This window comes from Candidatus Brocadiaceae bacterium (assembly GCA_012728835.1).
In the GTDB taxonomy this organism is placed as follows: Bacteria; Planctomycetota; Brocadiia; order SM23-32; family SM23-32; genus JAAYEJ01.
In genome coordinates this window covers 37836-63703 of sequence record JAAYEJ010000031.1, presented here as the reverse complement: position 1 = coordinate 63703, position 25868 = coordinate 37836, and the positions used below count along the sequence as shown (strand labels likewise).

General features: G+C 69.4%; 20 protein-coding genes and 1 tRNA gene. 12 read left to right on the top strand and 9 right to left on the bottom strand.

The window, feature by feature from the left end:
- Positions 1 to 6 precede the first annotated feature (6 nt).
- The 4 genes from GXY85_04820 to GXY85_04805 all read right to left on the bottom strand — a co-directional run bounded on the left by GXY85_04820 (position 7) and on the right by GXY85_04805 (position 6585).
- Positions 7 to 3117 (bottom strand): efflux RND transporter permease subunit, encoded by a 3111-nt coding sequence (locus tag GXY85_04820; protein NLW50152.1) that lies wholly within the window; start codon positions 3115 to 3117, stop codon positions 7 to 9.
- Complete coding sequence (locus GXY85_04815; GenBank protein NLW50151.1) at positions 3114 to 4307, bottom strand: efflux RND transporter periplasmic adaptor subunit; 1194 nt, start codon at positions 4305 to 4307, stop codon at positions 3114 to 3116. Before GXY85_04815 ends, GXY85_04820 begins: the two co-directional genes overlap by 4 nt.
- Positions 4304 to 5848 carry a TolC family protein gene (locus GXY85_04810; GenBank protein ID NLW50150.1) on the bottom strand — a complete coding sequence of 515 codons (1545 nt, stop codon included), beginning with the start codon at positions 5846 to 5848 and terminating at the stop codon, positions 4304 to 4306. Before GXY85_04810 ends, GXY85_04815 begins: the two co-directional genes overlap by 4 nt.
- Positions 5849 to 6006: 158 nt before the next feature.
- Complete coding sequence (locus GXY85_04805; protein NLW50149.1) at positions 6007 to 6585, bottom strand: TetR/AcrR family transcriptional regulator; 579 nt, start codon at positions 6583 to 6585, stop codon at positions 6007 to 6009.
- Between the two features lie 245 nt (positions 6586 to 6830).
- Here GXY85_04805 and GXY85_04800 point away from each other — a divergent pair, with 245 nt between their 5' ends.
- The 4 genes from GXY85_04800 to GXY85_04785 all read left to right on the top strand — a co-directional run bounded on the left by GXY85_04800 (position 6831) and on the right by GXY85_04785 (position 12175).
- Complete coding sequence (locus GXY85_04800) at positions 6831 to 9545, top strand: hypothetical protein (protein ID NLW50148.1); 2715 nt, start codon at positions 6831 to 6833, stop codon at positions 9543 to 9545.
- 446 nt (positions 9546 to 9991) lie between these two features.
- The gene (locus tag GXY85_04795) at positions 9992 to 10795 is read left to right on the top strand and encodes an ATP-binding cassette domain-containing protein (protein ID NLW50147.1); all 804 of its coding nucleotides are present in this window, start codon (positions 9992 to 9994) and stop codon (positions 10793 to 10795) included.
- 16 nt (positions 10796 to 10811) lie between these two features.
- On the top strand, positions 10812 to 11510 hold the full coding sequence (locus tag GXY85_04790; GenBank protein NLW50146.1) for a cobalamin biosynthesis protein: 699 nt from the start codon (positions 10812 to 10814) through the stop codon (positions 11508 to 11510).
- Between the two features lie 2 nt (positions 11511 to 11512).
- The gene (locus GXY85_04785; GenBank protein NLW50145.1) at positions 11513 to 12175 is read left to right on the top strand and encodes a Fe-S cluster protein; all 663 of its coding nucleotides are present in this window, start codon (positions 11513 to 11515) and stop codon (positions 12173 to 12175) included.
- Positions 12176 to 12249: 74 nt separating this feature from the next.
- On the opposite strand, the gene GXY85_04780 is transcribed toward GXY85_04785, so the two are convergent.
- The gene (locus GXY85_04780; protein ID NLW50144.1) at positions 12250 to 13845 is read right to left on the bottom strand and encodes a D-aminoacylase; all 1596 of its coding nucleotides are present in this window, start codon (positions 13843 to 13845) and stop codon (positions 12250 to 12252) included.
- Between the two features lie 172 nt (positions 13846 to 14017).
- Between GXY85_04780 and GXY85_04775 the strand changes: the two genes are divergently transcribed.
- On the top strand, positions 14018 to 15868 hold the full coding sequence (locus GXY85_04775; GenBank protein NLW50143.1) for a hypothetical protein: 1851 nt from the start codon (positions 14018 to 14020) through the stop codon (positions 15866 to 15868).
- A 10-nt stretch (positions 15869 to 15878) separates the two neighbouring features.
- Here GXY85_04775 and GXY85_04770 read toward each other — a convergent pair whose 3' ends face one another.
- From GXY85_04770 to GXY85_04760, 3 genes are all read right to left on the bottom strand, one after another.
- Positions 15879 to 17177 (bottom strand): TRAP transporter large permease subunit, encoded by a 1299-nt coding sequence (locus GXY85_04770; GenBank protein ID NLW50142.1) that lies wholly within the window; start codon positions 17175 to 17177, stop codon positions 15879 to 15881.
- A 41-nt stretch (positions 17178 to 17218) separates the two neighbouring features.
- Positions 17219 to 17722 carry a phosphatidylglycerophosphatase A gene (locus GXY85_04765; GenBank protein ID NLW50141.1) on the bottom strand — a complete coding sequence of 168 codons (504 nt, stop codon included), beginning with the start codon at positions 17720 to 17722 and terminating at the stop codon, positions 17219 to 17221.
- A gap of 139 nt (positions 17723 to 17861) precedes the next feature.
- Complete coding sequence (locus GXY85_04760; protein ID NLW50140.1) at positions 17862 to 19058, bottom strand: DUF4349 domain-containing protein; 1197 nt, start codon at positions 19056 to 19058, stop codon at positions 17862 to 17864.
- 172 nt (positions 19059 to 19230) lie between these two features.
- Here GXY85_04760 and GXY85_04755 point away from each other — a divergent pair.
- From GXY85_04755 to trpS, 7 genes are all read left to right on the top strand, one after another.
- Positions 19231 to 19308 (top strand) — tRNA-Pro (locus GXY85_04755).
- A 155-nt stretch (positions 19309 to 19463) separates the two neighbouring features.
- Positions 19464 to 19958, top strand: coding sequence for a hypothetical protein (locus GXY85_04750; protein ID NLW50139.1), 495 nt, complete (start codon positions 19464 to 19466; stop codon positions 19956 to 19958).
- 613 nt (positions 19959 to 20571) lie between these two features.
- Positions 20572 to 21351: a peptidase E gene (locus tag GXY85_04745; GenBank protein NLW50138.1), complete on the top strand. Its 780-nt coding sequence runs from the start codon at positions 20572 to 20574 to the stop codon at positions 21349 to 21351.
- A gap of 320 nt (positions 21352 to 21671) precedes the next feature.
- The gene (locus GXY85_04740) at positions 21672 to 22439 is read left to right on the top strand and encodes a tetratricopeptide repeat protein (GenBank protein ID NLW50137.1); all 768 of its coding nucleotides are present in this window, start codon (positions 21672 to 21674) and stop codon (positions 22437 to 22439) included.
- Between the two features lie 104 nt (positions 22440 to 22543).
- The gene (locus GXY85_04735) at positions 22544 to 23170 is read left to right on the top strand and encodes a cobalamin-binding protein (protein ID NLW50136.1); all 627 of its coding nucleotides are present in this window, start codon (positions 22544 to 22546) and stop codon (positions 23168 to 23170) included.
- 205 nt (positions 23171 to 23375) lie between these two features.
- Positions 23376 to 23852, top strand: coding sequence for a GNAT family N-acetyltransferase (locus tag GXY85_04730; protein ID NLW50135.1), 477 nt, complete (start codon positions 23376 to 23378; stop codon positions 23850 to 23852).
- A 215-nt stretch (positions 23853 to 24067) separates the two neighbouring features.
- The gene (gene trpS, locus GXY85_04725) at positions 24068 to 25042 is read left to right on the top strand and encodes a tryptophan--tRNA ligase (GenBank protein ID NLW50134.1); all 975 of its coding nucleotides are present in this window, start codon (positions 24068 to 24070) and stop codon (positions 25040 to 25042) included.
- 24 nt (positions 25043 to 25066) lie between these two features.
- Here the strand turns inward: trpS and GXY85_04720 are convergent, their stop codons facing one another.
- Positions 25067 to 25846, bottom strand: a complete 780-nt coding sequence (locus tag GXY85_04720; protein NLW50133.1) for a hypothetical protein — start codon at positions 25844 to 25846, stop codon at positions 25067 to 25069.
- Positions 25847 to 25868 lie beyond the last annotated feature (22 nt).

Below are 25868 nucleotides of genomic sequence, written 5' to 3'. Positions count from 1 at the left end.
GGCTCCCTATCGATGGTTGGCGGGGCGGGCGCGGCTCTCGAAGATGCTGTAGATCGTCGGCACGAGCACCAGGGTGACCACGGTCGAGACCAGCAGCCCTCCCATGATCGTGGCCCCCAGGGGGTTCCACGTCTCGGAGCCCTGCCCGGACTTGAAGGCCATGGGCGCCAGGGCGACGATCGTGGTGGTCGCCGTCATGAGCACGGGCCGCAGGCGCGAGCGCCCGGCTTCCTGAACGGCCTCCATCATGTCCAGCCCGCGCGCGCGGAGGATGTTGATGTAGTCCACCAGCACGATGGCGTTGTTCACCACCACTCCGATCAGGAGCAGCGCCCCCAGGAACACGACCATGCTCAGGGCATAGCCCCCGAGGAAAAGCACCCAGAGGACGCCGATGAAGGCGAAGGGGATGGAGAACATGACCACGAACGGGTGCATGAGCGATTCGAACTGCGAGGCCATGACCATGTAGACGAGGATGACGGCGATCACCAGCGCGAGGGTGAGCCAGAAGAAGGTCTCGCGCATCTCCTGAACCTGCCCTCCCATGCTCACTTCCAGCCCCTGCGGGATGTCCGCCTCGGCCACGATCGCCTGGACGTCGGCGGCCACTTCGCCCAGGGATCGGCCGTGCACGTTGGCGTCGACCCGGACGATGCGGCGCTGGTTCTTGCGCTCGATCTCCAGCGGCCCCAGTTCCCTGGTGACCTCCGCAACGTTCTCGATACGGACCAGTTCTCCGCTCGGAAGGCGCACGGCCAGGTGGCCCAGGCCGTCCAGGCGATCGCGGTCGGACTCCTGCAGGCGCACGAAGATGTCGTACTCGTCGCCGCCGACGCGGTAGTAGCTGGCCGTGCGGCCGTAGACGGCGATTCGGACGGCGTCGGCGACATCCGAGACGTTCAGGCCCAGCGACGAGGCCTTGTCGCGATCGACCCGCACCCACGCCTCCGGCGTGGGATCCTCGCGGGAGACGCCCACATCCATGGCCCCGGGCACGGCCGCCATCCTGGGCAGGAGCCAGGCCGCGAAGCGGTCGACCGCCTCCAGGTCATCGCCCCGGATCTCCACCGCCAGGGCCCGCCCGCCTCCGCTGGCCAGCCCCGACATGGCGTCCTGCATGTCGATGCGGTAGTCGACGATTCCATACTGCGGAGCGAGGCGTTGGATCCGCTTGCGCAGGGCGTCGCCGACCTGCGCCACGTGCCAGCCGCGGTCCTCCCGGGGCACCAGCCGCATGCCGAAGCTGCCGACGTGGCTCCCCGCGTCGCCGGACATCGGGGAACCCTCTGCGGACGTGCCGCACCGGGTGAAGATGGCCAGCATGTGCTCCTCCGGAATCTCCTCGAGGATCTCCGCATAGACGGCCTCGAGGGCTTCCGCCGTGCGCTCGACGCGGGTGCCGACGGGCAGCTTGATGGACCCCTGGATCATGGCCCGGTCCTCCTCCGGCATCAGCTCGAAGCCGATGGCCGGCACGAGCGCCAGGCTGCTCATCAACAGGGCCAGCACGGCCAGGATGACGATGCCCCGGTGGCGCAGGGACCAGCCCAGGACGCTCGAGTAGGCGTTGGCCAGCCCATCGAACCCGGCCTCGCTCATCCGGAAGAACCAGCTCTCGCGGCGGCCGTCGCCGTATCCGCGTGTGAGCAGCCGCGAGGCCATCATGGGCGTCATGGTAAGGGCGGTGAACAACGAGGCGAGCAGAACGGCGGCCGCCACCACCGCGAACGGGGCGAAGACGATCCGCGCGATGCCCTGGACGAACAGCAGCGGGAAGAAGATGCACAGCGTCGTCAGGGTGGACGCCACGACCGCCATCCCGACCTCGGTCGCCCCGAAGATGGCGCCCTCGCCGGCGCTCTCCCCCTGCTCGCGGTGGCTGGCGATGTTCTCCAGCACCACGATCGCGTTGTCGACCACCATGCCGATCGCCACGATCAGTGCGAACAGCGTGAGCATGTTGATCGAGTAATCCAGCATGTACATGACCACCCCGGCCGCGATCAGGGAGAACGGGATGGCCAGCCCGATGATGAGGGTGCCGCGCACCTGGCGCAGGAATACCAGCACCACGACCATCGCCAGGGCGCCGCCGATCAGGAGCGTCGCCACCAGGTCATCGACCATCCGCTGGATGTCGTCCGACCCGTCCATCACGTTCACGACGGTCACGTCGGCCGGCAAACGCCCGCCGGCCAGGATGGCGTCGAGGCGTCGGCGCACTTCCCTGGCCGTGGAGACGGTGTTGGCGCCCGACTGCTTCTGCACGAAGAATATCCCGCCGGGCAGGCCGTTGATGCGCACGTCCAGGTCCATGTCGCGGAATCCGAACGTCGCGCGCCCGACGTCCTTCAGGCGCACGATCGCTCCGTCGCGCGCCCGCACGACGATCTCGTTCATCGGCTCGACCGTCTCGAACTCGCCGGGAACGCGGGGCAGGTAGTCGGTGTCGCCCATCTTGATGCTGCCGGCCGCCGCCTGGTAGTTCTCGCGAGCCAGGGCCCCCGCCACGTCGGAGGGCGTCAGGCGATGGGCGGCCAGGAGTTCGCGGTCCAGGTCCACGTTCACCTGCCGCTGCAGGGGCGTGATGACGGTGACCGCCGCCACGCCGGGCGCCCCCTCAAGGGGGTTGGCCACCTCGTTCTCCAGGATGTCCTCCAGTTCCGCGTAGGACTCGTCCGCGTAGACGCCGTAGACCATCACGGGGAACTGGTTCATGTCCAGCTTGAAGATGCGCGGGCGCTCCGCCTCCTCCGGCATGAGGCGCAGGGTCATGTCCACCGCGTCGCGCACGTCGTTGGCTCGGGCCTCCAGGTCCGTGCCCCAGTCGAACTCCAGGCTGATCTGCGAACTTCCCTCCTTCGACGTGGAGAAGCTGTTCTTGAGGTCCTCCACCGTGGAGAGCACCCGTTCGAGCGGACGGGTGATCTTCTCCTCGATCTCCTCCGGCCCCGCGCCCTCATAGGGCGTCATGATGGTCAGTATGGGGATCTCCATCTCGGGAAAGAGATCCAGGGGCATCTGGAGCAGACAGAAGGCCCCCACCAGGATCACGCCGAGAAACACCATCAGCGTCGTCACGGGGTTGCGCACGGAGACTTCGGGCAGGTTCATCGACCGTCCTCCACCTCGACCGGCACCACGGTCATGCCGTCCCTGAGCAACTGCTGCCCGCGCACCACGACGCGATCGCCCGCGCGCACGCCGCGCACGACCTCGCTGAGGGGGCCCTCCTGCAGGCCCGTCTCCACCTCACGCACGTGGACCTCGCCGTCGTTGACTACGAAGACCTCGCGCCGGTCGCCGTGGGTCACGATGGCGGTGTCGGGCAGGACGGGCACGGCCACGCGTTCGTCCAGCGCCAATCGCGTGCGGGCGTACATGCCGGGCTTGAGCTTGCGTTCGGCATTCGGCACCCGGATGGTCACCGCGACCGTGCGCGTGACGGAGTCCAGTTCCGGACGCAGCCGGCTGACCGTGCCCTCGAACACCTCGCCCGGATAGGCGTCAACCTCGACAACGGCGCGCGTCTCGCCGGTGCGCAGTCCGGCGTAATGGCGGCCGGCAACCCCGCCGGTGATCTCCACCTCGGAGATGTCCGCCAGACGGAACAGCGGCGTCCCGGGGCCGACGAACGCGCCTTCGTCCACGTGCTTGCGAAGGACCACCCCGGCGAAGGGGGCCGCAACGGTCGCGTCGGCCACCGCCACCCGGGCCTGCTCCAGCACCGCCTGCGCCTGGACGATCTGCGCCTCCGCCTGCCTGACCTGCGCCTCGGCTCGCGCATACGCGGTCACGGCCTGGTCAAGCTGCTGCTGCGTTCCTGACCCGCCCCGGCGCAGTTCCTCCCAGCGCGCCTTCTCGCGCAGGGCGTCGGCGGCGTTCACGCGGGCGGCCTCGTGTACCGCCCGGGCCACCTCCAGCGCCGCCTCGGCCGTCCGCACCGCCGCTGCGAGGTGCTCATGCTCGATGACCGCCACCGTCTCCCCCGGCCCCACCTCGACGCCCTCCTCGATCGGCGCGCCGTCCGAACGCCTCAGACGCTCCAGCCGACCGGCGACCTTCGGCACGATCTCCACGCTCTGCAGAGCGCCGACCTCGCCCGTGACCCAGACGCTCACGGAGACCGATCCGAGCGACACGGTCCGGACGGCCACCTGCGGCGGGCCGGTCTCCCCGGCCGCCGCCGGCGCCTCCTTCGCGGCCGCCTCCCGCTCCCCGACAAGGCGCATGCCCTTCCATCCGCCGAACAGGATGACGGCCAGTGCGACAACCCATCCAACGACCTTCAGTATCTTCTTCATTGCGAAACCTCTTGAACCTCGTCGGCGGCAGACGCGTCATCCGGTGAGAACTCCGCGATCCGGCCCGGGCGGAACTCCGTGTCCTCCGGCGCCGTCGAATCGTCCGAACGCGGACCCAGTATGCCCATGGCGCGCTGCAGGTTCAGCCGCGCCAGTGTGTGGCTGTAGACGGCCTCGTAGTAATAGCCCTGCGCGCGGGTCAGCGCCGCCCGGGCCTCGGTGACGGTCACCGCCTCGGCGATGCCCTGGCGGTATTCCACCTCGGCCAGGCGCACGGCCTCGCTCGCGCGGCTCAGGTTCATGCGCTGGGACTCGACAAACTCCTCGGCGTCCTGCACGCTGAGAACGGCCTGCTGCAACTGCTCCAGCACCCGCTCTTCGGCGTCGGCCAGTTGCAGCTCCCGCTGCCGCAGCCGGGCTTGCTCCTGGGCGATGCGCCCCTCGCGCCCGAACCCGTCGAAGAGCGTCCAGCTCGCCGAGAGCCCCGCCGTCCAGAGGCCGCCCCAGCGGTCGCGCGCGGGCACGACCGGGTCGGGACGCGCCCATTCCTGGCGGAACCAGGCGTCCACCATGGGCCAGTACCGGCCCTGTGCGATCCGCACGGCCTCCTGCTGCATCAGGATGCCCAACTCGGCCTGATACAGGTCCGGGCGGTTCCGGTAGGCCAGGCGCACGGCCTCCTCCGCGACGGGCTTCAACCGGGTGTAGGTCAGCACGTCCGAGAGGGTCACCTCGCTCTGCTGCGAGGCGCCCATGCTGCGCAGAAGCTCCGTCCGGGCCACGTGCACGCGGTTGCGCTGCTGGATCATGGCCGCCTCGAAGTTCGATACGTCCACCTGGGCGCGCAGCACGCCGAAGTCCGACACGACGCCCTGCTGGCGCTTGATCTCCACGTCGCGCAGATGGGCCCTGGCCGACTCGACGGCGTCGCGGTTCACCTCGTAGAGATGCTGGGCCAGCAGCACATCGCAGTAGGCCTTCGCCGCGTCGTAGATCACCGACTGGACGGCGCCGCGCACCTGCTCGTCGGCCAGCAACGCGTTCCACTGCGCCGTGCGGATGCCCGCCAGCACGGCGCCGCCCCGGAAGAGCGGCTGGCGGATCTCGAGCCCCGTCGAGTAGTTGTTCACCTGCCCGGGAGCCGGCACCTCCTCCAGGCGGACGTAGGCCGCCGTGGCCGACAGCGTCGGCATGGCGCCCGCATACGCCTCGGTGACCATGCCCGCGGCCACCAGGCGCTCCTGCACGGTGACCTGGAGGGACTTGTTGTAGGCGATCGCCACCTTCAGGGCGTCTTGCAGGCTGAGCGCCCCCGTCAGGTGCGGCTTCGATTCCTCCTCGCCGTTGCGCACGCTCTGCCACCGGCGATACGCCTCGCTGCGGCGCGAGTGCAGGCTGCCCCGCATCTCGCCCCGGTATGCGCACCCGGCCGGCCAGACCGCCAGCAGACACAGCGCGCACCATCCGACGGCCCGAATCCGCCGGAACGCCAACAGCCTGCTCCACGCCCTGCTCATGGACAGCGCTCTCGATCTCAGCATTCCGAATGCTCTGTCCGCCTCGGACATCGCCATAGCGTCCCTCGATTCACCGATGCACGACCTGACGTGGGTCTGAGAACCGCCGGCCCCCGAGTCTGCGGCGGACGAAGCGGCCCGTATTCTCCACTCCTCCGCTGCCCGTCAGCAAAGCCCCGCCCCTATGGAGCACCCTCGGCGGCCTCCATGCGGGCTTCCTCTTCGCCGATCAGCCGAAGAAGCTCGTCGAAAATCGCCTGCCGCTCCGCGTCGCTCAGCGCGAGTGAATGCAGCATCTCACTCAACAGAAGCCCTTTGGCGGCAAGGAAGATCACGCGGACGAATGCCGGGCGGAGGCCCTCGGCCTCCATCTCCTGGAACATCTCGCGTTGCTCGCTTCTGATCCCCTCCAGCAGCCCGGGGTCATGGACGCCGGCGGCCAGAAGGGCCGTCGCGACGCCCTTCAGCTCCCCGTGCCGGAGGGCCTGCAGCGACCGCGCAAGCGCCTTGAGTTCGCGTGCGGGGCTGGGCGGCAGCTTGGCGACCTCCTCCTCCTGAACCGCCTCCATCGCCTCCGTCAGGCGTTCCACCATGCCCGCAACCAGCGACTCCTTCGTCTGGAAGTGGTACAGCAGACCGCCCTTGCTGATGCGCGCCCGCTCGCTGACGGCGTCCATGGTCAGATGGGCGGGCCCCTTCTCGCGAACCAGATGCGCCGCGGCCTTCAGAATCGCGTCCCGTCGGCTCTCCTTCGGGTGCATCATCGCCTCCTCTCGGACCGGTCGCCGTTCCCGCCGGCGCGCACCTGAGTCTTACTATACCGTCCGGACGGTATAGACGCAAGTGAATCGCCGACGTCCCCGACAGCCGACCGCCCCCGCCGCTTGTGGACGTCCGTGCGCCCCGGTATCATCCCCCAGAGGTGCCGGGCGCTCCCGGCACGTTCTGATCCTCCCGCGCGGGCGGCGCCTCCGGCCGGCCCCGCGGACCGACAGAGGGATGCTCCATGCGCTCCGTCTCGACGCTGCTGGCAACGCTCCTGGCCCTTCTCCTCGCCGCCGGCCGGGCGGACGCCGCCCCGGACAACGTCCTGCTCGATGCGTTCGGCTCCTGGCGCATGTTCCACGTGCTCAAGGCGCCCGAATTCGCGTTCGACGACGGCGTGCGGCCGGCGACGTTCGCGTATCGGGAGCACTACTGGCTGAACGGCTCCACGCCGCCCCCGCCCGACGGGTGGCAGGGCCCGGAGTTCGACGACGTGGATTGGCTGCGCGGGCCGGTGGGCATGGGCGTGCGGGCGTCGTTCCTGCAGAGGGCCTGCCTGCGCGGCAAGTTCCGGGTTGCGGACCCCGCGGCGGCCGGCCCGCTCACGCTCACGCTGAGCTTCCACGGGGCGGCCCTCGTGTATCTGAACGGGCAGGAGGTGGCCCGAGCGTTCATCGAACCCGGCGCGGAACTGGCCGCGCAGTACGCACCCGAGGCCTTCCTGACCCCCGACGGAGTCCTCCTGGTGCCCGAGGGCGCCATGGTGAACGTCGACGGCAAGGTCGTGCGGGCGCCCAAGCCGGACGAGGAGGCGCTCCGGCGCGTCGCCCTGCGGACCCGCACACTGACGACCGAGCTGCCCGCCGCCCTGGTGCGCCCGGGCGTGAACGTCCTGGCCGTCGAGGTCGTCCGCGCCCCCTATCACAGCGCCGTCGACGAGCAGAAGACGTTCCGCTGGGACAAGGAGCCGCTCTACAACCTGCAGTGGAACACGTGCGAACTGCGCGACGTGCGCCTGACGTCGGCAGAGCCCCTTCCGGCCCCCGCCGCCGGGCTGCAGGCATGGAACGGTTCGCTGCTGCGCACGGACTTCGAACTCGATTCCGCGGACCCCTGCGAGCCCCTCCGGCCGATCACGCTCACGGCCACGCGCAACGGCATCTTCTCGGGCAAGGTCGTGGTCGGTTCCCCGGATCCCATCCGAAGCCTCAAGGCGGAGCCGAGCGAGCTGACCGGTCCTGGCGGCACGATCGCCGCCTCGGCGGTGCGGGTGCGCTACGGCACGCCGGGCGGCGAGGAGTTCGGCGTCTACGAGTACACCTACGGCCTCGGGTCGCCGGACGCGCGCAGTCCCGCGCGCGCCAAGGCGCTCAGCATCCTGGCGGACGAGCCGCCGGCGGAATACGCAGGCCCCCGAGGCGCCGTGGCGCCCGTGTGGGTCACGGTCCACGTGCCGGCCGACGCCACAGCCGGCCGCTACCAGGGCCGCCTGACGTTGACCTGTGAGGGCCAGCCGGCGCTGGAGGTGCCTGTCGACCTGACCGTTGCGGACTGGGCGCTTCCCCACCCGGACGACTTCAGGACGTGGACAGAGGTCATCCAATCGCCGGATACCCTGCAGCTCGAATACGACGTGCCCGCCTGGTCGGACGAGCACTTCAAGCTGATCGCGCGCTCATTCCGCCTGATGCGCGAGGTCGGCAGCAGCGTCGTCTATCTGCCCCTCATCTGCTGCACCTACTACGGCAATGAGGAGTCGATGGTGCGGTGGGTCAAGACGGCGGACGGCGGATACGACTTCGATTTCACGGTCCTGGACAAGTACCTGGACGTCGTCCAGGAGAACCTGGGCAGGCCGAAGATCGTCTGCTTCATCGTCTGGGAGGTCTTCCTGCTCGAGAAGGCGTCGGACTCGCTGGGCGGCAGTCACGGCAACATCCCGGGCCAGATCAGCCGCGTCGAGGGACGCATGCGCGCGCCGTTCGTGACGACGGTCGATCCGGCAACCGGCCAGGTCGGCCGCGTCTCCTTCCCCGGCTACTACAACGACCCGGCGTGCAAGGCACACTGGACGAAACTGTTCCAGGAACTGCGCGCGCGACTGGAACAGCGCGGGCTCGCCGACACGATGATGCTCGGCTGGTTCACCGACGTGCGCGCACAGAAGGAGGAGGTCGAGTTCTGGGGCCAGGTCACGGGTGACCTGCCCTGGGTCTCACACTCCCACTACACGCTCGCCCGCTTCATGCGCGGGAAGGACCTGGGCCTCCGGGCCGGCTATAACACGAGCATCCACGACACGCAGTTCCCGCCCGATCCGGCCGTGAAGCGGGTCTACGGATGGCAGCCGAAGCCCGTGATCCATGCTCAGCAACTGCTGCGCCCCGGCTGGCGCGGCGAGATGGACCGGCTCCCCGGGGCCATGTGGCACTCCATGACCGAGATCACCATGGCCGGCGGGCAACGCGGCTTCGGCCGCCTCGGCGGCGACACGTGGTACGTGGTGAAGGACAGGCGAGGGCGTCGCGTGGCCCGCGCCTACGACCGCTACCCGTGGAGCAACTGGGGCAACCTGCAACTCTGTTGTCAGCTCTTCATGCCCGGACCCGATGGCGCGCTGCCGACGGCGCGCTTCGAACAGCTTCGCGAGGGCGTGCAGGCCTGCGAGGCCCGCATCTTCATCGAACAGGCCCTGCTCGACGAGGCGAAGCGCCGGGCCATGGGCGAGGATCTGGCCGCGCGCTGCCAGGCGGAGCTGGACGCACGCATCCTCTACTCGCTGCGGGGCGTCGCCAACTACGTGGCGGCGCCGCACAACTACTCGGCGCCCTGGACGTGGATCTTCCAGACGGGCGAGGCCGGCCATGCCTGGTACCAGAGCACCGGCTACCGCGACCGCGACGCCCGGCTCTACGCCCTCGCCGCCGAGGTCGCCCGCACAACCGCCGGCCACTGAAAGCGCCTCATCCCGCGTTGCCGTTGACGTTGCCGTGCGTCCGGGTCCCCGCCTGCCATCCAGGCGCCGCGTTCGCATTCGTCCGCCGTCACCGTGTGCGAACCCGCCCTGCCGGGCCGTGCGCAGTGCCGCGTTGTCCGGAACCGGCCCCCCCCCCGGGGGCACCGGCGGCGCGTTCTCCGTCTCTGCCGCATGTGACACGCCATCCGCATGTTCGGTCCCGTCCTCGCGCGGGTCTCCCGTCCGCACGGCCGCGCGCCGACGTGCGCGGCACCGGAAAAGCCGGCATCCCCTTGACAGGCGCCCCCCCGATGCACTAACCTCCGCGGCCGGAGTGCTATGGGAGTGTGCCGGGAACCGGCGCGTTCATACAGGGCAATACAGGAGCCTTTGGCGTCTTCTGCGCGACACTCCGTCCGGAGTGTCGCGACCGAAAGGAGCAGTGCATGAGAATCGAAGCGCTGACGGTCCTCGGCGGGCGCGGCAAGGACGGGGAACCGGAGCCCGTCGCGGAGGTGACTCTGGAGATGGGCAACGTCATCAGCGTCGTCGGGCCCACGGGCTCCGGCAAGACCGCGCTGATCAACGACGTCGAGTTGCTGGCCGACGCCAACACGCCGTCGGGCCGCCGGATTCTGATCAACGGCGCCGCGCCTCCGGAGGACGTGGTCAACTCGCCCGACGCCAATCCCGTCGCGATGATCACCCAGCACACGAACTTCCTCTCCGATCTCCCGGTGGAGGCGTTCCTCACCACCCATGCGCGCGTGCGTGACAGCGGGAACGCCGCCTCGGCGGTCGGCGCGACGCTGGAGTTCGCCAACCAGTTGACCGGCGAGCCCATCATCCCGACCAGTGCAATGACCGAGCTGTCCGGAGGCCAGACGCGCGCCCTGCTGATCGCCGACGCGGTCGTCATCGGGAACTCGCCGATCATCCTGCTGGACGAGATCGAGAACGCGGGGATTCATCGGACTCGGGCGGTCGAACTGCTCAAGGACTACGAGAAGATATTCATCTTCGTCACGCACGACCCGCGGATCGCCCTGCTGTCGGACTTCCGCCTGGTCATGCGCGGAGGCGCCATGCGGAAGCTGATCGTCACGGAGTCGGACGAGAAGCGCGTGGGCGAGGAGATCAAGAAGCTCGACGACCTGATGCTGGGCCTTCGGGCCTCGATCCGGGCCGGCGAACGGCTCAGCACACGGCAACTGGACGAACGGCTGCGTTCCCTCGGCTACATCGCCTGACAGGAGGAAGAGCGGTATGAAACTCGTCATCTGCGCCGGCCCGCCGACCGCCGGCAAGACCACCCTCCTCAAACAGGTCGCCCGCACGCTCATCGCCGGCGGCCAGGCCCTCGCCTACCTCAAGATCGACGTGCAGTTCGCGAACGAGGACGAGATGTTCCGCGACGAGCTGGGCATCCCCTCGCGCAAGATATACTCCGGCGACCTCTGCCCCGACCACTGCAACGTCGTGGTGCTGGGCGATGCCTTTGCCTGGGCCCTGCAGGAGGGGGCCGACGTGTTCCTGGTGGAGACGGCCGGGCTGTGCCTGCGCTGCTCTCCGTACGTGGAGACCGCCCTGGGGATCGTTGTCGTGCAGGCCACCAGCGGCATGAACCTCCCACGGAAGATCGGCCCCATGCTGTCGCTGGCCGACATGGCGATCGTGACCAAGATCGACCTGGTCTCCCAGGCCGAGCGCGAGGTCTTCCGCGCCAACATCAAGGCCGCCGCCGACGTGCCGGTCGTCGACACCAACGCCCTGCACGGCATCAACGTGCACCACGTCGTGCGGCGCATAGCGGCCATGGAGGAGACGCGTGAGCCCCTGCAACTGCGCGGCAATCCTCCGCTGGGAACCTGCACCATCTGCGTGGGCAAGAAGGAGATCGGCAGGCAGGCGCACTTCGGCGTGCTCCGTGCGCTCGACACGGACATCTTCTACAGGGGAGAGTGACGATGGATGCAGACGACATCCTGCAGACGTTGCCGGGGAAGGACTGCGGCCTGTGCGGGTTCAAGTCCTGCGCAGAACTGGCCCGCGCCGCAGCCGAGGATCCGATGATGATCCAGCGATGCGTACCCCTGGCGGCCCGGGACCATTCCTGCCCGCCGGGCGCGCCCTGTGCGTCCGAGCAGTTCCTCGCCGAAGGCACCTGGCAGGACCATCTGGGGAGGGAATACGACTTCCTGCTGGACAAGTTCCCCGGGGAGCCGGGGCCGCGCGAGACGATCATCCTGTTCAACCCCACGAAAGTGGAGGCCCTCGGGCTGAAGAAGGGCGACGTCATCTTCGGGCGGCCGGCATGGATCTCCTGCGGCTGCCCCGTGACACACGTGGGACGCATCATGGAGGACCCCGACTACTTCAACGGAACGGTCGTCTGGTGCGTCGTCGGGCCCCTCGCCGCCCGCGAAAACGGCATCAACATCGGCTACTACAACACGACGGCCTACGAGGGACTGGTACGCCACACGCGCGTGGAACTGGAGATCGGGCGGCGCTACTACTTCCAGCCTCGCTACTGCATGCTGCAGTGGCGTCACTGCGGCCTGATGAACTCGATGGCGCGCGGCAAAGACGGCATGCGCGTTCGCATCGAGGGTCTCTGGATCGGCTGAACGGCGGTGGCTCAAACAGAGCCCCAAAGACGCACCGAGCAGCCGGCGCCCTGGCGTGAGCCCCGTTGCCCCCGTCAGCGGCGGCCGAGCGTGAGGACGCGGCCGGGGAGCGCGCCGGTGTGACGGCCTTCGTCCTTGACCAGCACGCCGTTGACGGCCACGTACGGGATGCCCTCCGGGTACCGCCGCGGGTCCTCGTAGGTCGCCGTGTCGCGGACCGTCTCCGGATCGAAGGCCACCAGGTCCGCCGCCATGCCGGGGCGGAGCAGGCCGCGGTCCCACTGGCCCAGCCGCCGGCACGGCATCGACGACATCTTCACGGCCATCTGCTCCCACGTGAACATACCTTCGTCGCGGGCGTAGTGACCCAGATACCGCGCGAACGTGCCCCACGCGCGCGGATGCGGCTTCTGTCCGGCCATCAGGCCGTCGCTGCCGGCCATGTGACACCGCAGGCGCATGATCGCGCGCACGTTCTCCTCGTGCCCCACGTGCATCAGGATGTTCACGTCCAACCGCTCGTCGAGCAGAAGCCGCCGGGCGGCCTCGAAGGGCGCCACGCCGGACTCGGCGCCGATCTCGAAGACCGTCCGCCCCACCCAGCGCGCGCCGGCCTCGGTGCGGACGGAGTTGACCTCGACCGCACGCCAGTCGATCGGCATCCCGTGGTAGCCCGGCGTGCCGTCCACCTCCATCTCGCGCCGGATGCGCGCCGCCTGCCCGTCGTCGGCCAGGGCGGCCAGCACGCCGTCCGGCCCCCGCACGCTGACCCACGGCGGCAGCAGCGAGGCCAGGTAGGTCGAGGCGGCCAGGTAGGGGTAGCTGTCGACGGTGACCTCGACCTCGCGCGGGTTCAGCGCCTCGATCTCCGCCGCCAGGCCCGCGCCCCGGCCCTCGTTTCCCGGGAAGTTCATGGCGCAGTGGGTCAGGTGGACGGGCACGCCCGAGCGCCGTGCGACCTCGAACATCTCCCGGTAGGCCTCCATCGCCCCCTTCCCATAGCTGCGATGGTGCGTGCAGAAGAAGCCGCCGCGCGCCGCCACCTCGCGGCAGAGTTCGGCCATCTCATCCGTATCGGCATACATGGCCGGCGGATACGACAACCCGGTGGACAGCCCGACCGCGCCCTCCTCCATGCCCTGCCCGATCAGCCGGCGCATCTCGGCCAGCTCGTCCGGAGTCGGCCGCCGGTCGTCGTAGCCCATGGCCAGCAGGCGCACGTTCCCGTGCGGCACCAGGCAGGCCACGTTCACGGACGTCCGCCGGTCGAACCGGCGCAGGTAGTCGCCCATGCTCGCCCAGGCCCAGTCGCAGCCCGGGGCGTCGCCGTTCCAGGACGCCGTCTGTTGGCGGATCAGCGCCATCGTCTCGTCGTTGACCGGTGCGAAGGACAGGCCGTCCTGCCCGATGACCTCCGTCGTGACGCCCTGCATGACCTTGGCCTCGGCGCGCGGTTCGGCCAGCAGGCGCAGGTCCGAGTGCGTGTGCATGTCCACGAAGCCCGGGGCCACGATCAGCCCGCGCGCGTCGATCGTGCGCACGGCCTGCACGCGCCCGAGCCGTCCGACCGCCCGAATGAGGCCGCCCGCCACGCCGACGTCGCCCGGAAACGGCACCCCGCCCGTCCCGTCCACCACCAGTGCGTCTCGAAAGAGCAGATCGAATGTCACCGTTCGGTCTCCTGTCGGAGGGCGTCTGGAACTCCGTTCGTCCGCTGCGGCCCCGTGCGAACGGTGCAGAGTCTACCGAACGGAGCGGATTCCCGGCAAGCCGCCCGGAGAGTCGGTATGATGCGACCCACCCGGCCGGCACGCCGCCCGGCCCGTTCGCCTGGAGAGCACCATGGAGCCCCATCCCCGGCTGTATGTCGATTCGGAAGCGATCGAACGGGCGCGCAGGGAGCCCTCAATCCCCTGGCTTCGGGACGCGGCCCGGCAGGTCGCCGCGGACGCCCAACGCGGCGCGAGGCTGCCCGACCTGCAATGGACGCCCCACAGCCACAACGGCCACCTGATCCGCGCCCGCCGCATGCAGACGCGCGTCGTGACGCTGCTGGTGCGCTGGTTCCAGACGGGCCAGGAGCGCTTCCGGCGGGCGGCGCTGCAGTGCGTCCGGCAGATGCGCGACTGGGAGTACTGGTCCTGGATCGCCTGGCGCTCCGGCGATTCGGCCCCCGACGCCCTGTTCGATCTGAGCTACGGCGAGAACAGCGCGACGCTGGCCCTGGCCTACGACTGGCTGCACGACACGCTGTCGGACGAGGAGCGCGCGCTGTTCCTCGAGACCGCGCGGAAGTGGCCGTTCGCGGCCGGCATGAAGCACGCCCGGCCCGGCGCGACCTGGTGGTTCGGACGCACGGACTCGAACTGGAACACCGTCTGCGCGGGCGGCCTCGGCATGCTGGCGCTGGCCATGTACGAGGACGCGGACGAAGCGCGTGAGCTGCTACCGCTGGTCGAGGAGTCGGTGGCCCCCTACTTCCTGTTCCTGGACGAGACCGACGGCGCCTGGCCGGAGGGCATCGGCTACTGGAACTACGGCATGCGCTATGCCTTCCTCTACCTGCTGAGCCACGAGCGCGCGACGGGCCGCAAGCACCCGCTGTTCCGGCACAAGGGCGTGCGCAAGACCCTGGAGTTCCCGCTGGACTTCTGCCCCCACGGGCAATCCTGCAGCTTCGGCGACGTCAACCACTGGAACCCCCTGCCCTTCCACTACGCCGCCGCCCGGCGCCTGGGGCGGACGGACATCGCCGCCGCGCTGGACGACCGCCTGGAGGCGCAGGGCGTGCGGTCCGGCACCTGGCCGGACACGGCCGAATGGCTCCTGCTGCACCCGGGCCGGACGGCGCAGGCCGAAAGGAAGCCGGCGCGCGGTCCGGTCGCCAGGCTCTATCGGGGGATGGACTGGGGTGTCCTCGCCGACCGCATGCCGGACTCCACGTTCTACGCGGCCGTCCGCGGCGGCACCACAAACGTCCCGCACAGCCACCGCGACCTGCTCAGCTTCCATTGCGTCGTGGGACGCGAACTCCTGGTGACGGATATCAAGCCGGCGGAGTACCTCGACACGACGTTCTCGGTGCGCCGCGATGAGATCTTCGGCATCACCCCGGCCTCCAAGAACACGGTCCTCATCAACGGCGTGGGCATCACGGCCGGGTCGGCGCTGGACCGGACCGAACGCGTCTCGCTCCCCGGCGCCGTGGGATTCCGCCTGGTGGCCACCGAGGCGCTGGGCGCCATGCGGGACGGATCGGCGGTCGAGTTCTGCGCCCGGCTCGTGCTGCTGCTCGACGGCAGTCAGCTCCTCATCATCGACCGGGCGGTGCTCCCCCACGCCGGCCGGATGGAGACGCGCCTGCACACCTACGCGGACGTCAAGGCCGGCAAGCGCGGGGCCGTCCTGCACGGCAGGAAGGAGCGCCTGCGCGTCGCCTACGCGGCCGACGTGCCCGCGATGCTGACGCTCAGCGTGCCGGCCCCGACGACCCCGACCGCCCCGGCCGGCCATGCGCTCCGCTGGTGCACGGTGGCCAGCACGCATACGGACATGACACTGGCAACGCTCCTGTCTCCGAGCGCGGGCCGCGCAAGGCTGGAACTGGAGACGGGACAGCGCGGCCAGATCCGCCTGACGGTCGGCGAACGGGAGATCCGGCTCACGCCCACGCTCCGCCGCGCGCGGTCCTGACGCCCCGCCGTCATCGCCAGAAGGCGAGCACGAACAGCGAACCCGCGGCCGTCGCCGCGATGCTGAACGGGATGCCGATCCGCGCGAACTGCCAGAAGGACACGTGGTGCCCCTCCCGGCGCAGGGTGCCCACCGAGACGACGCAGCAGGCGGCCCCGATCGGCGTCATATTGCCGCCGAGGCAGGCCCCGATCAGCAGCCCTGCCGCATACAGAAAGGCTCCCCCGCCCGTAGCATCGGCGATCGCCTTCGCCGCCGGCAGCATGACGGCGACGTAGGCGACGTTGTCGATGAAGGCCGAGAGGACGAGCGACGCGAAGACCAGCGTGAGGAATGCGCCGACGCGGCTGCCTCCGACCAGCCCGATGACGCCGCGCGCCGTGGCGTCCACCCACCCGAAGCCCTGCATGGCGTAGGCCATCACGAACACTCCCGCCAGGAACAGGATCGTGGGCAGATCGTATCGCGTCAGGAGCTTCCAGATGCCCGGCCGATGCCGCCAGACGCCCCACAGGAGCGCGATCAGGCCCAGGGTCAGCGTGCCCGTCCCGGCCAGCCACCGGAAGTCCGGATCGATCCACGACGCCGAGGCCAGGAACGCAACCATCACAGACAGGAACACCGTCGGCGTCCACGTGGTCACCGGCTCGGCCGGCATGCGCGGCGGCGCGGACTTCGCACGCCGAAACACGAACAGGAGCACCAGCCCGCCCGCCACGGCACCCACCTGCATCGCAAAGAACAGGGAGGGGCGCCCTTGGTGGACGAAGAAGTCGTTGAACGTCATCCGGAAGCTCGCTGCCAGCAGCATGCTGGGCGGGTCGCCGATGAGCGTGGCGGCGCCCTGCAAATTCGCACAGATGGCGATCCCGACCATCAGCGGCACCGGCGATACGCCGGCATTCCGGGCCACGGCCAGCGCGACAGGGGCCACGATCAGCACGGTCGTCACGTTGTCCATGAAGATCGAGATGAAGCCGGCCAGCCCGCAGATGGCCAGCATCACCAGGCGCGTGCTGCGGAAGTAGTGGGTCGCCCAGTTGGCCAGCATGCTCGGCACGCGCGAGTCCGCAAACAGGTCCGCGATCAGCATCGCCCCGGCCAGCAGGCCGAGCACGTTCCAGTTGATGGCGTCGAAGACGATCCCCCGGGGGCTCAGCACGCCCTCCGCGTCCTGTCCCGGCAGCAGCAGCCGGGCCAGCACCAGCGCCCCGACGCCGATCCAGACCCCCTTGGCGCGATGGCGCGCAAAGGCGGCCACGAAGGCATACGTCGCAAAGAAGACCAGCAGGACAATCCAGCGAAGCACTCCACGCTCCTTTCCCGCCCCGGGCCGGGGCGGCCGTCTCGTCAGGCGCGCACGCCGAACGCAGCGGGCCACAGATGCGCCGCAAGGTGCAGGACGAGCACCGCGTACACGGAGGCGCACAGGTCATCGAGCAGGACGCCCCACCCGCCCGGCAGCTTCTCCAACTGCCGGACCGGCGGCGGCTTCACGACATCAAAGACGCGCGTCACGCAGAACGCCCAGACGGCCGTCGCGACGACGCTGTCCACGCGGAAGAAGGTGACCGTCAGCAGGAAGCCCGCCACCTCGTCCAGCACGAACCGCTGGGGGTCTTTGCGCCCCCAATGCCGCTCGGCCCAGCCCGCCAGCGGCACGGCCAGCAGGCAGACGAGCGCCAGCGCGCCGCCGAGGAACGCACCGTGCCGGGCCGCCGGCGCCGCCAGCGCAATGGCCACGTACAGCGCCACCGCAGGCAGCGTGCCGAAGGTCCCGGGCGCAAACGGGGCATACCCGAGGCCGAACGAGGAAGCCAACGCGGCCCTCACCCCGTCGAATCGACGTCCCATACCGCGTCCTTCAGTCCACAGACCCGGCGAGGCATCCCGCAAGGCCGCACGGCCGGCGTGCGGCGGAGACGTTCCAGCGCTCCGCGTCGTGCCGGCCGTGTGCGCGGCTGCGGCGTGACGGCCGTCCCGGCCGCCGCGCTCAGAACAAGAAGTCATACCAGGGCGCGTGCATCGTCCGGATCGCGTTCCTCAGGGCCGGGAGGGCCTTCTCCATCTCCTCGGCCGGGCCCCAGGTCTCCCATGTGTACACGTGCCCCTTGTCCGACCATATCGCGAGCAGGTAGGCGACGTCCTCGCGGCCCATCCGGCGCCGGCCCTGCATTATGTGCGCCGTGCGGCCGTTCGTCAACTCGGATGCCTCGGGTTCACCGAGCGCGATCCCGCCCTTCTCCACCAGCGCCCGGCGGGCCAGCCCCGACCAGAACTCGAGGCTTCCGTTGTCGTAGTTCCTGTGCCTGCGCACGTACACGCGGAGCCCGTCCGCAGACATCAGCCGGCTGGTGTAGTCGGCCTCGTAGTACTTCACGAACCCGGCCGGCGCCTTGAACACGATCCGCCGCCGCAGGGAGGGCACGTGCGGCTCCTGAGCGTCGGGCCGCGCGATCAGGCCCTGCCCGAGCGTGTAGACCCAGCGGAAGGGAATCTCCACGGTCCATTCCGCCTGCGGGATGGGCGAGTTCAGATGGACCGTGATGGTCGAGAACGCCACGCTGTGCTCAAGCGCCTGAAGCTTGCCCTTGAGGGTTTCAACGGTCTCGGTAACGCGCCCCAGTTCGCGCTCGATGTCGAGGACGGCCTTCATGTCGTCGGCGCGCTCGGCCAGGGCGGCCAGGCGGTCCCGCATCTGCTCAGCGTTCTTCAGGCGCAGCCGCAGGTCCTGCACCTGGTCGGTGACGTCGGCGCCTCGGATCGCGCGACGCCCGAGTTCGCCCATCTCGGCTACTGCGTCCATGGCCTCGTGGAAGCGGTCGGCGGGCACCTTCACCACGATGCTCTGCGCCTCCATCGTATGGAGATGGCCGCCCAGAGACTCGGCCAGGCGCTGGACGGCGTCCAGCGTGGCCCGGATGTCGCCGACGACGAGGTGGAGCTCCGCGTTGTAGACGAGGAGGCGGCGCTCGCGCGCCGGATCGAGCGCCGGTTGCCCGAGCTGTTCCGCCGCAGCGGACTCCAACATGGCGCGCGCCATGTCGGCCGCAGGGGCGCCGCGCATCATGGCCGGCCTCGTCCGGGCCGGCGCGGGCGCCATGCCCTCTTGCACGCCCGCGCAGCCGGTAAGCAGCGCCGGCCAGAGCGAAGCACCGACGATGAACCCCATTCTCAGTCGGCTGGCCATGTCCGTCCTCCTCTGAACGAAGAGCGTTTCCCGAGCCCCAAAGCCATCCAGCACGTCCGCATCGGGCAGGATACCCGAAGCCCCGGCCGGCCGCCAGTCGCGGCGACGGGGCCGCTCGGGCAACCTGACCTGTCGGGCAGTCGTGCCGTCTGATATAATGCCGCATCGGCGTCGGGGCGTGGCGCAGTCTGGATAGCGCGCGTGCCTTGGGAGCACGAGGTCGCCGGTTCGAATCCGGCCGCCCCGACCAGCCTTTCGCGCCAGCGAAAGGCTGGTAGAGCAGGAGAGCAGTGGTAAGGAGAAAGTAGAGAACGGCCAATGGCACGCAACGGCCGAACAGCGGTCCTCGGCCTCCGGCACTCTCCTGCGGTCCCCTTTCTACTCTCTACTTTCTAACGAGAGACGATGACGAACCCCAACCGGAAACGGATTTTCGGCGACAAGGTCCAGTTCAAGTCCCTTTCATGTGCACCAGTGAATGAACTCGGCGTCGTGTACCTTTTCGGTGTTCTGCACGAAACCTTCGGCTTCAAGATCGAGTCCATTCAGGCTGCTTTCCCGGACTGCATTGCGCGCCGGAAGATCGGGCCGAACCGATGGGAAGAGGTACGCATTGAGTTCGAATACGACAGTCGGTCGTTCGTGGCACACGGCCACGACGCGGACGGTGTTGATGTGATCGTGTGCTGGAAGCACAATTGGCCCTCTTGTCCCGAGAGAATCGACATTATCGAGCTTTCAACGTTGGCCGGTCATGCTGAGCAGGTTGCTGCGGGTACCAGAACGGAGAAGAAACTTACCGCGTGGCAGGGCTTCTGCCAGCAGAAGCGTCTTGATGGGCTCGACTTCGCCGACATCGCGAGATTGTGGAAGAAGCAAGAGGACAACGGGGAACCCTGACCAAGGAATGTAGGCAAGGGGGCGGGTGTGTTTGCGTCGGTCCTGTTGTCGGGGTCAGCCTGCATGGGCGAGTGGTGCGCCAGCCTCGTGAGCCTGAGAATGCGCCCGATGAGCCTTGACCATGCGCCAGCGCGTCTGTCTGGCAATGAGCCTGCGTGCGTCTGGCCGTGAGCCTCGTCAGCCTGGCAATGAGCCCGGTGAGCCCGCTCTTGACAGCGCTGGCTCGACTACGCCGAGCGGCGCACGAGGCGGTCCACGGTGAGGATATGCGCCTCTGGAGTCCTGAGGTACGGGGCCATGATGGGTGCGAGAGGTATCTGGGAAGGTTCAAAAGGCAGCCGTCATCGTTGAGCCCTGTGCTGAAGCTCGTGAGGCGGGCCACGCCGAAAGGCGCACCAGACGGGCACCTCGACCTCCCGGACGGCGACAGTCGCCGGCATGCCGTTCGCCGCATCTGTGTGCATCCGCGTCCATCTGTGGCTCCCTGTCTTGCTGTTCCGTTGCGTCTCTGCGCCTTTGCATGAGACGGCCGTGTTTGTGTACAAGAGCGACCGCGGCCGCTGCGGTGTGAGCGGGCGGCCCGTGACAGTTCCCGGCAGACGAGGACGAAACGGTGTCAGACACAATGCGGATTGTGGCGCTGGCCGGCGGGAAGCTGGAGGAATCGCAGACCCTGCCGATCCACCGCCACGTCGTGCGGCTCACGGGGAAGCGAAGGGCCCGAGCCCTGATCATCCCCACGGCGGGCGGGGACCCCGAGGATACCATCGCCGCCTTCGAGGAGGTCTACGGCGGCAGGCTGAACTGCCGGCCGCGCACGCTGGCGCTCGTGCGCAACCCGGTGAGCCGCCGGCGGGCGTCCTCGCTGATCCTGGAGTCCGACCTGATCTACGTCAGCGGCGGGAACACCTACCGCATGATGTGCATCTGGCGCCGGTTGGGGCTCGACGCGGTGCTCCGGAAGGCGGTCTCGCGGGGCATCGTGGCCGCCGGTGTCAGCGCCGGCGCAAACTGCTGGTTCGCATACGGCCAGGGCGGCCGGCGCTCGTCCGCAGGCAGCGAGGAGCGGAGCCTCATCCGCGTGAGGGGGCTGGGGCTCGTTTCCGCGCTGTTCTGTCCGCACTACGGGGACGACAGGCGCCGGGAGGCAATCGCCCGGATGGTCGCGCGGCACGGCGGAGTGGCCATCGGGTGCCGGGACTACGCGGCCGTCGAAGTACGCGGCGATACGTACCGCGTCCTCACATGCGCCGAGGGGGCCGGAGCCCAGAGACTCTTCCGGCACAAGGGCAAGGTCCTGACGCAGGAATTGCCGACCGACCGGCCCTATCGGCCGCTGCAGGAGCTTCTGTCGGAAGAGCCTGCCTTCGGCGAGCGGCAGGCGGCGGACTGACCGGCAAGCGCGCCCGCTCGGCCGTCCTCGGCCGTCTTGGCCGTTCGTGGCCGTCCCTGGCCGTTTTTGGCCGTTCTCCGCGTCCTCTGCCTTCCTTGGCCGTCTTTCGCCTTCCTTGGCCGTTTTCGTCGTGCCGTGCCTGGCCGTTATCGTGGTGCTTTGCCGTTCTTGGCCGTTCTCTGCGTCCTCGGCGTCCTCTGCGGTTCCTTTCGTTCGTACGTTGTGCCCGAGAACGATCCGTGCCGCGGGCCGCGCGTCGTGTTGCAGCCGCCGGCTGCCTGGCATATAATCCAGGCTTCCTCTGATCAGGCACGACGACCATGGCCAAGGCGCCCGAACGTCCCGAACCGTCGGAACACGACATCATCCTGCGCTTCCTGGAACGCGCGAAGGCCGTCCTGCAGAAGAACGGCCTGCACATCCTCCTGGTGGTCCTGGCGGTGACGGTCGTCGTCCTCCTCTACCGGACGCACCTGCTGCGCCAGAAGGCCCGCGCCTACGACTCCTGGGAGCTTCTGGGCGGCCTGCATGACCCCGTCGACCTGCTTTTCCGTCCGGCCGCCGACGCCGAGGCGGTGCGCAACGAGGAACTCGCCATGCTCTCCGAGGCACTGGACCGGCCCGGCGACTCCCGCGCCCGCCCCTGGCTGCTGCTCACGCAGGGCGCCCTTCTGGCGGCCAACGGCCGCCGCGACGAGGCCCTGGCCGCCTACGAGCAGGTGAAGAAGAGGCACCCCGAGTCCGCCCTGCTGGCCGACTCGGCCACGGCCGTGGTCCTGGAAGAAGCCGGCGGGTATGCCGAGGCCGCCGCCGTGTGCGAACGCCTGGCCCCCGGGCTGCCGGCGTGCTGGATCGACGCGGGACGCTGCCGGGAACTGGCCGGCGAACCGGAGAAGGCCCGGGCGGCGTATGAACGCGCGCTCCGGGAGGACCTCGAGAAGACCCTCGAGGGCCTGGCCGCCGCCCGCCTGGCGGCCCTGGACCGCGGCGCGCTGCTGCCGCCGCCGCCCCATCCGGCCGCGCCGTCCCCGGCGCCGGAGGCCCCCGCGCCGCTCGCCGTGCCGGGCGACACGCCGGCCGCGCCCTGACGACGGATTCGTTTGACACACCTTCGGGACCACCTGTAGACTGGCCGCCCGGCTTGGACCCGGAATCTCGGACACCACGCATACCTGACGCTAAGGAGAGTCCCATGGCGGACCTCGCCGCAGTCGCAGAAGCCCTGATCAAAGGCGATCGCAACACCGTGTGCAGCCTCGTCCAGCAGGCCCTGGACGAAGGCGTCGGCGCCGATCAGATCCTCAACGAGGGACTGGTCGCCGGCATGGACGTGGTGGGACGCAAGTTCAAGGCCAACGAGTTCTACGTGCCCGAGGTGCTCATCGCCGCGCGCGCGATGAACGCCGGCATGGAACTGCTCGCCCCGGGGCTCGCCCAGAGCGGAGTCAAGAGCGCCGGCATCATCGTGCTGGGCACCGTCAAGGGCGACCTGCACGACATCGGCAAGAACCTGGTCGGCATGATGCTCAAGGGCGGCGGGTTCAAGGTCATCGACGCCGGCATCGACGTGCCCGCTGAGCGCTTCGTGGAACTCGCCCGGCAGAACAACGCGGACATCATCGGCCTGTCCGCCCTGCTGACCACCACAATGACCCAGATGGGAGCCGTGATCGAGGCCGCCAGGGAGGCCGGACTCAGCGCCAGGATCATGGTGGGCGGCGCGCCCATCACCCAGGAATACGCCGAGGAGATCGGCGCCGACGGGTACGCGGCCGACGCGGCGTCGGCCGTCGACCTGGCCCGCAGCCTGATCGCCTGATCGACGCTTTGTGAGCGATGAAGCGGGCACCTCTGCGCACGAGGTGCCCGCTCTCTTTTGCCCCACCGGGGGGGGGGGGATGGGCACGCACCGCCGGGCGCGCACGTCCATCTCCGGCTCGATGCCTTGACGATTGACGCCCGCACAGTGCATCCACTAAGCTTGTCTCCGGCCCGGACCCCATCCCTCTTCGGGAGGAAAGCGGATGTCGGAAGTCATCATCCGCCGCTACCGTCGGTCGGATCGCCAGCCGGTCCTGGACATCACGGAGGAGAGCTTTGGCGGGTTCTGCATGGAAGCCCGAGTGGAGGAGCACTTCGGCCCGATCGCGCAGATGACCTGGCAGCAGCGCAAGGCCGGCGGCATCGACTACGACCTCCGCTGCAACCCCGAGCACACCCTCGTCGCCGAGAGGGACGAACAGGTCGTCGGCTACATCTGCAACCGCGTCTACCGCGACCAGAGGATCGGCCACATCGCCAACCTGGCCGTCGCCCTCGCACATCAGGGACAGGGCATAGGGAAGATGCTCATCTCGGCCGCCCTCGCGCACCTGCGCGACTGCGGCATGCGCTATGCGCGCATCGAGACGCTGGAGAGCAACGCCCGGGGCTGCAAGCTGTACCCCTCCTTCGGGTTCAAGGAAGTCGGACGCCAGGTGTTCTTCATGCGCGAGCTGTAGCACCCCCGGCAGGCGCGTGGCCGGCCGCCACGCAAGTCCGTGCAAGTCCGTGTCGGTCCGTGTCGGTCCGAGCCCGCGCGTTTTGACTTCGGCCGCCCCGCGCGATACCATGGCGTGCCGGCGTTCCGCCGTGTGGACGGCCGGGAAGCCCCCTGCCTCTTGCCGGAGCATCAATGACGATGGGCCAGACACAGCCGAATGCAGCCGGCGGACGCCTGCGCAAGGTCTTCAGCGGCATCCAGCCCAGCGGAGTCGTGCACGTCGGCAACTATGCGGGCGCGCTGCGCAACTGGGCGCGCATGCTCGACCGGTATGACTGCACCTTCTGCGTCGCCGACCTGCATGCCATGACGATCCCCTACGAGCCGGCCGAGATGCGCCGGCGGATCACCGACATGTTCGTCATCAACATAGCGGCCGGACTCGATCCCGAACGGTGCTGTCTGTTCGTGCAGAGCCACGTGCCCGAAGTCACCGAGCTGTGCTGGATCCTGATGACCTGCGCCGGCATGGGCGAACTCGGCCGCATGACGCAGTTCAAGGAGAAGAGCGAGAGGATCAAGGACCAGGTCAACGCGGGCCTGTTCACCTACCCGGTCCTGATGGCGGCCGACATCCTCCTCTACCGTGCCGAGGTCGTGCCGGTGGGCGACGACCAGACGCAGCACCTGGAGTTCACGCGCGAGGTGGTCCGCGTCTTCACCGGCCGCTTCGGGGAGGTCTTCGCCGAGCCGGCCCCGCTCTACAGCGAGGTGCCGCGCCTGCTGGGCCTGCAGGGCAAGGACAAGATGAGCAAGAGCCTGAACAACTACATCTCCCTGCTGGACGGCCCGGACGAGGTCTGGGAGAAGCTGCGGACGGCCGCCACGGACCCCGCCCGCGTGCGGCGCCAGGACCCCGGCACGCCGGGGATCTGCAACATCTTTACGATGCACAGGGCCTTCTCGCCCGCGGACGACTGCGAATGGGCGGCCGAGGGCTGCCGCAGCGCCGGCATCGGCTGCATCGAGTGCAAGCGGCGCCTCAGGGGGAACATGTCCGCCGAACTCGACCCCATACGGCAGAAGTATGAGGAACTGAGCGCCCGCCCGGACCTCGTGCGCGAGCTGATGGACGCCGGCGCGCAGACGGCGCGACGGACGGCCCGGGCGACCCTCGACCAGGTGCGCGCGGCCGTGGGGCTGGCGTAGGCGCCGCGCACGGGCCGGAGGCCGTCACGGGCTCTCAGGCTCCGCGCCCCCTTCGCTCGCCTGGCGCACGGCCGCGAGCGTCTCGGCCGACAGGATCAGCCGTCGCAGTTCCCGGTTGCCCAACAGCCGCCCGATCCTCTCGTCCTGAGTGATCGCCGCGAACGGGTCCTCCCGGATCCGGGCGGCCAGCTCGTCGTCCTCCACCACGGTCTGCAGGTCGGGATGCTCCAGCAGCGGGCGCACGCGCGGGTCGGCCGAGAGCCGCTTGAGCACCTCGGGGTCCCGCCGGGCGGCCCGCAGGAGCTTCAGGGCGTCGGTCACGAAGAAGCGGTCGGCGGGATTCGCCCGGCCCACCGCCTTGCGGAGCGCCGACTTCCGCGCCGACTGTGCGAAGAACCCCCCGGCATCCGGCAGGGCCTTGACCCAGACGTCGGCCACCGCCAGCAGGACGAACGCCGTCACCAGGCCCCAGGCCAGGCCGCAGGCCGCCCCCACGCCGCGGTTGAATGCGTGCAGGGTCTCGCTCTCGGCCGCGCGCAGCCGGCGGTCCACCGCCAGCGCCAGCAGCGCCAGCGGCAGGTAGATCATCACGCACAGCACCAGCCGGGACGCCAGGTAGGCCACCCCCGGCGACCATGCGAGCCACCCGCCCACGGCGGCGGCCACCGGGCCGCCGAGCAGGCCGCTGAGCACCCAGGCGGCCGCCAGCGCGACCAGCCCCAGCAGGCTGAAGATCGCCCCGCGCGAGTAGCCGCGAAGCGCCAGCAACACGACGACCAGCACCACAATGAGGTCGACGGCCATCGTTCCCCCCCCCAACACAGAA

Excerpts from the sequence above, each read along its gene's own strand:
- GXY85_04820 (NLW50152.1), bottom strand. The coding sequence starts at position 3,117 with ATGAACCTGCCCGAAGTCTCCGTGCGCAACCCCGTGACGACGCTGATG.
- GXY85_04815 (NLW50151.1), bottom strand. The coding sequence starts at position 4,307 with ATGAAGAAGATACTGAAGGTCGTTGGATGGGTTGTCGCACTGGCCGTC.
- GXY85_04810 (NLW50150.1), bottom strand. The coding sequence starts at position 5,848 with ATGCTGAGATCGAGAGCGCTGTCCATGAGCAGGGCGTGGAGCAGGCTG.
- GXY85_04805 (NLW50149.1), bottom strand. The coding sequence starts at position 6,585 with ATGCACCCGAAGGAGAGCCGACGGGACGCGATTCTGAAGGCCGCGGCG.
- GXY85_04800 (NLW50148.1), top strand. The coding sequence starts at position 6,831 with ATGCGCTCCGTCTCGACGCTGCTGGCAACGCTCCTGGCCCTTCTCCTC.
- GXY85_04795 (NLW50147.1), top strand. The coding sequence starts at position 9,992 with ATGAGAATCGAAGCGCTGACGGTCCTCGGCGGGCGCGGCAAGGACGGG.
- GXY85_04790 (NLW50146.1), top strand. The coding sequence starts at position 10,812 with ATGAAACTCGTCATCTGCGCCGGCCCGCCGACCGCCGGCAAGACCACC.
- GXY85_04785 (NLW50145.1), top strand. The coding sequence starts at position 11,513 with ATGGATGCAGACGACATCCTGCAGACGTTGCCGGGGAAGGACTGCGGC.
- GXY85_04775 (NLW50143.1), top strand. The coding sequence starts at position 14,018 with ATGGAGCCCCATCCCCGGCTGTATGTCGATTCGGAAGCGATCGAACGG.
- GXY85_04765 (NLW50141.1), bottom strand. The coding sequence starts at position 17,722 with ATGGGACGTCGATTCGACGGGGTGAGGGCCGCGTTGGCTTCCTCGTTC.
- GXY85_04760 (NLW50140.1), bottom strand. The coding sequence starts at position 19,058 with ATGGCCAGCCGACTGAGAATGGGGTTCATCGTCGGTGCTTCGCTCTGG.
- GXY85_04750 (NLW50139.1), top strand. The coding sequence starts at position 19,464 with ATGACGAACCCCAACCGGAAACGGATTTTCGGCGACAAGGTCCAGTTC.
- GXY85_04740 (NLW50137.1), top strand. The coding sequence starts at position 21,672 with ATGGCCAAGGCGCCCGAACGTCCCGAACCGTCGGAACACGACATCATC.
- GXY85_04735 (NLW50136.1), top strand. The coding sequence starts at position 22,544 with ATGGCGGACCTCGCCGCAGTCGCAGAAGCCCTGATCAAAGGCGATCGC.
- GXY85_04730 (NLW50135.1), top strand. The coding sequence starts at position 23,376 with ATGTCGGAAGTCATCATCCGCCGCTACCGTCGGTCGGATCGCCAGCCG.
- GXY85_04720 (NLW50133.1), bottom strand. The coding sequence starts at position 25,846 with ATGGCCGTCGACCTCATTGTGGTGCTGGTCGTCGTGTTGCTGGCGCTT.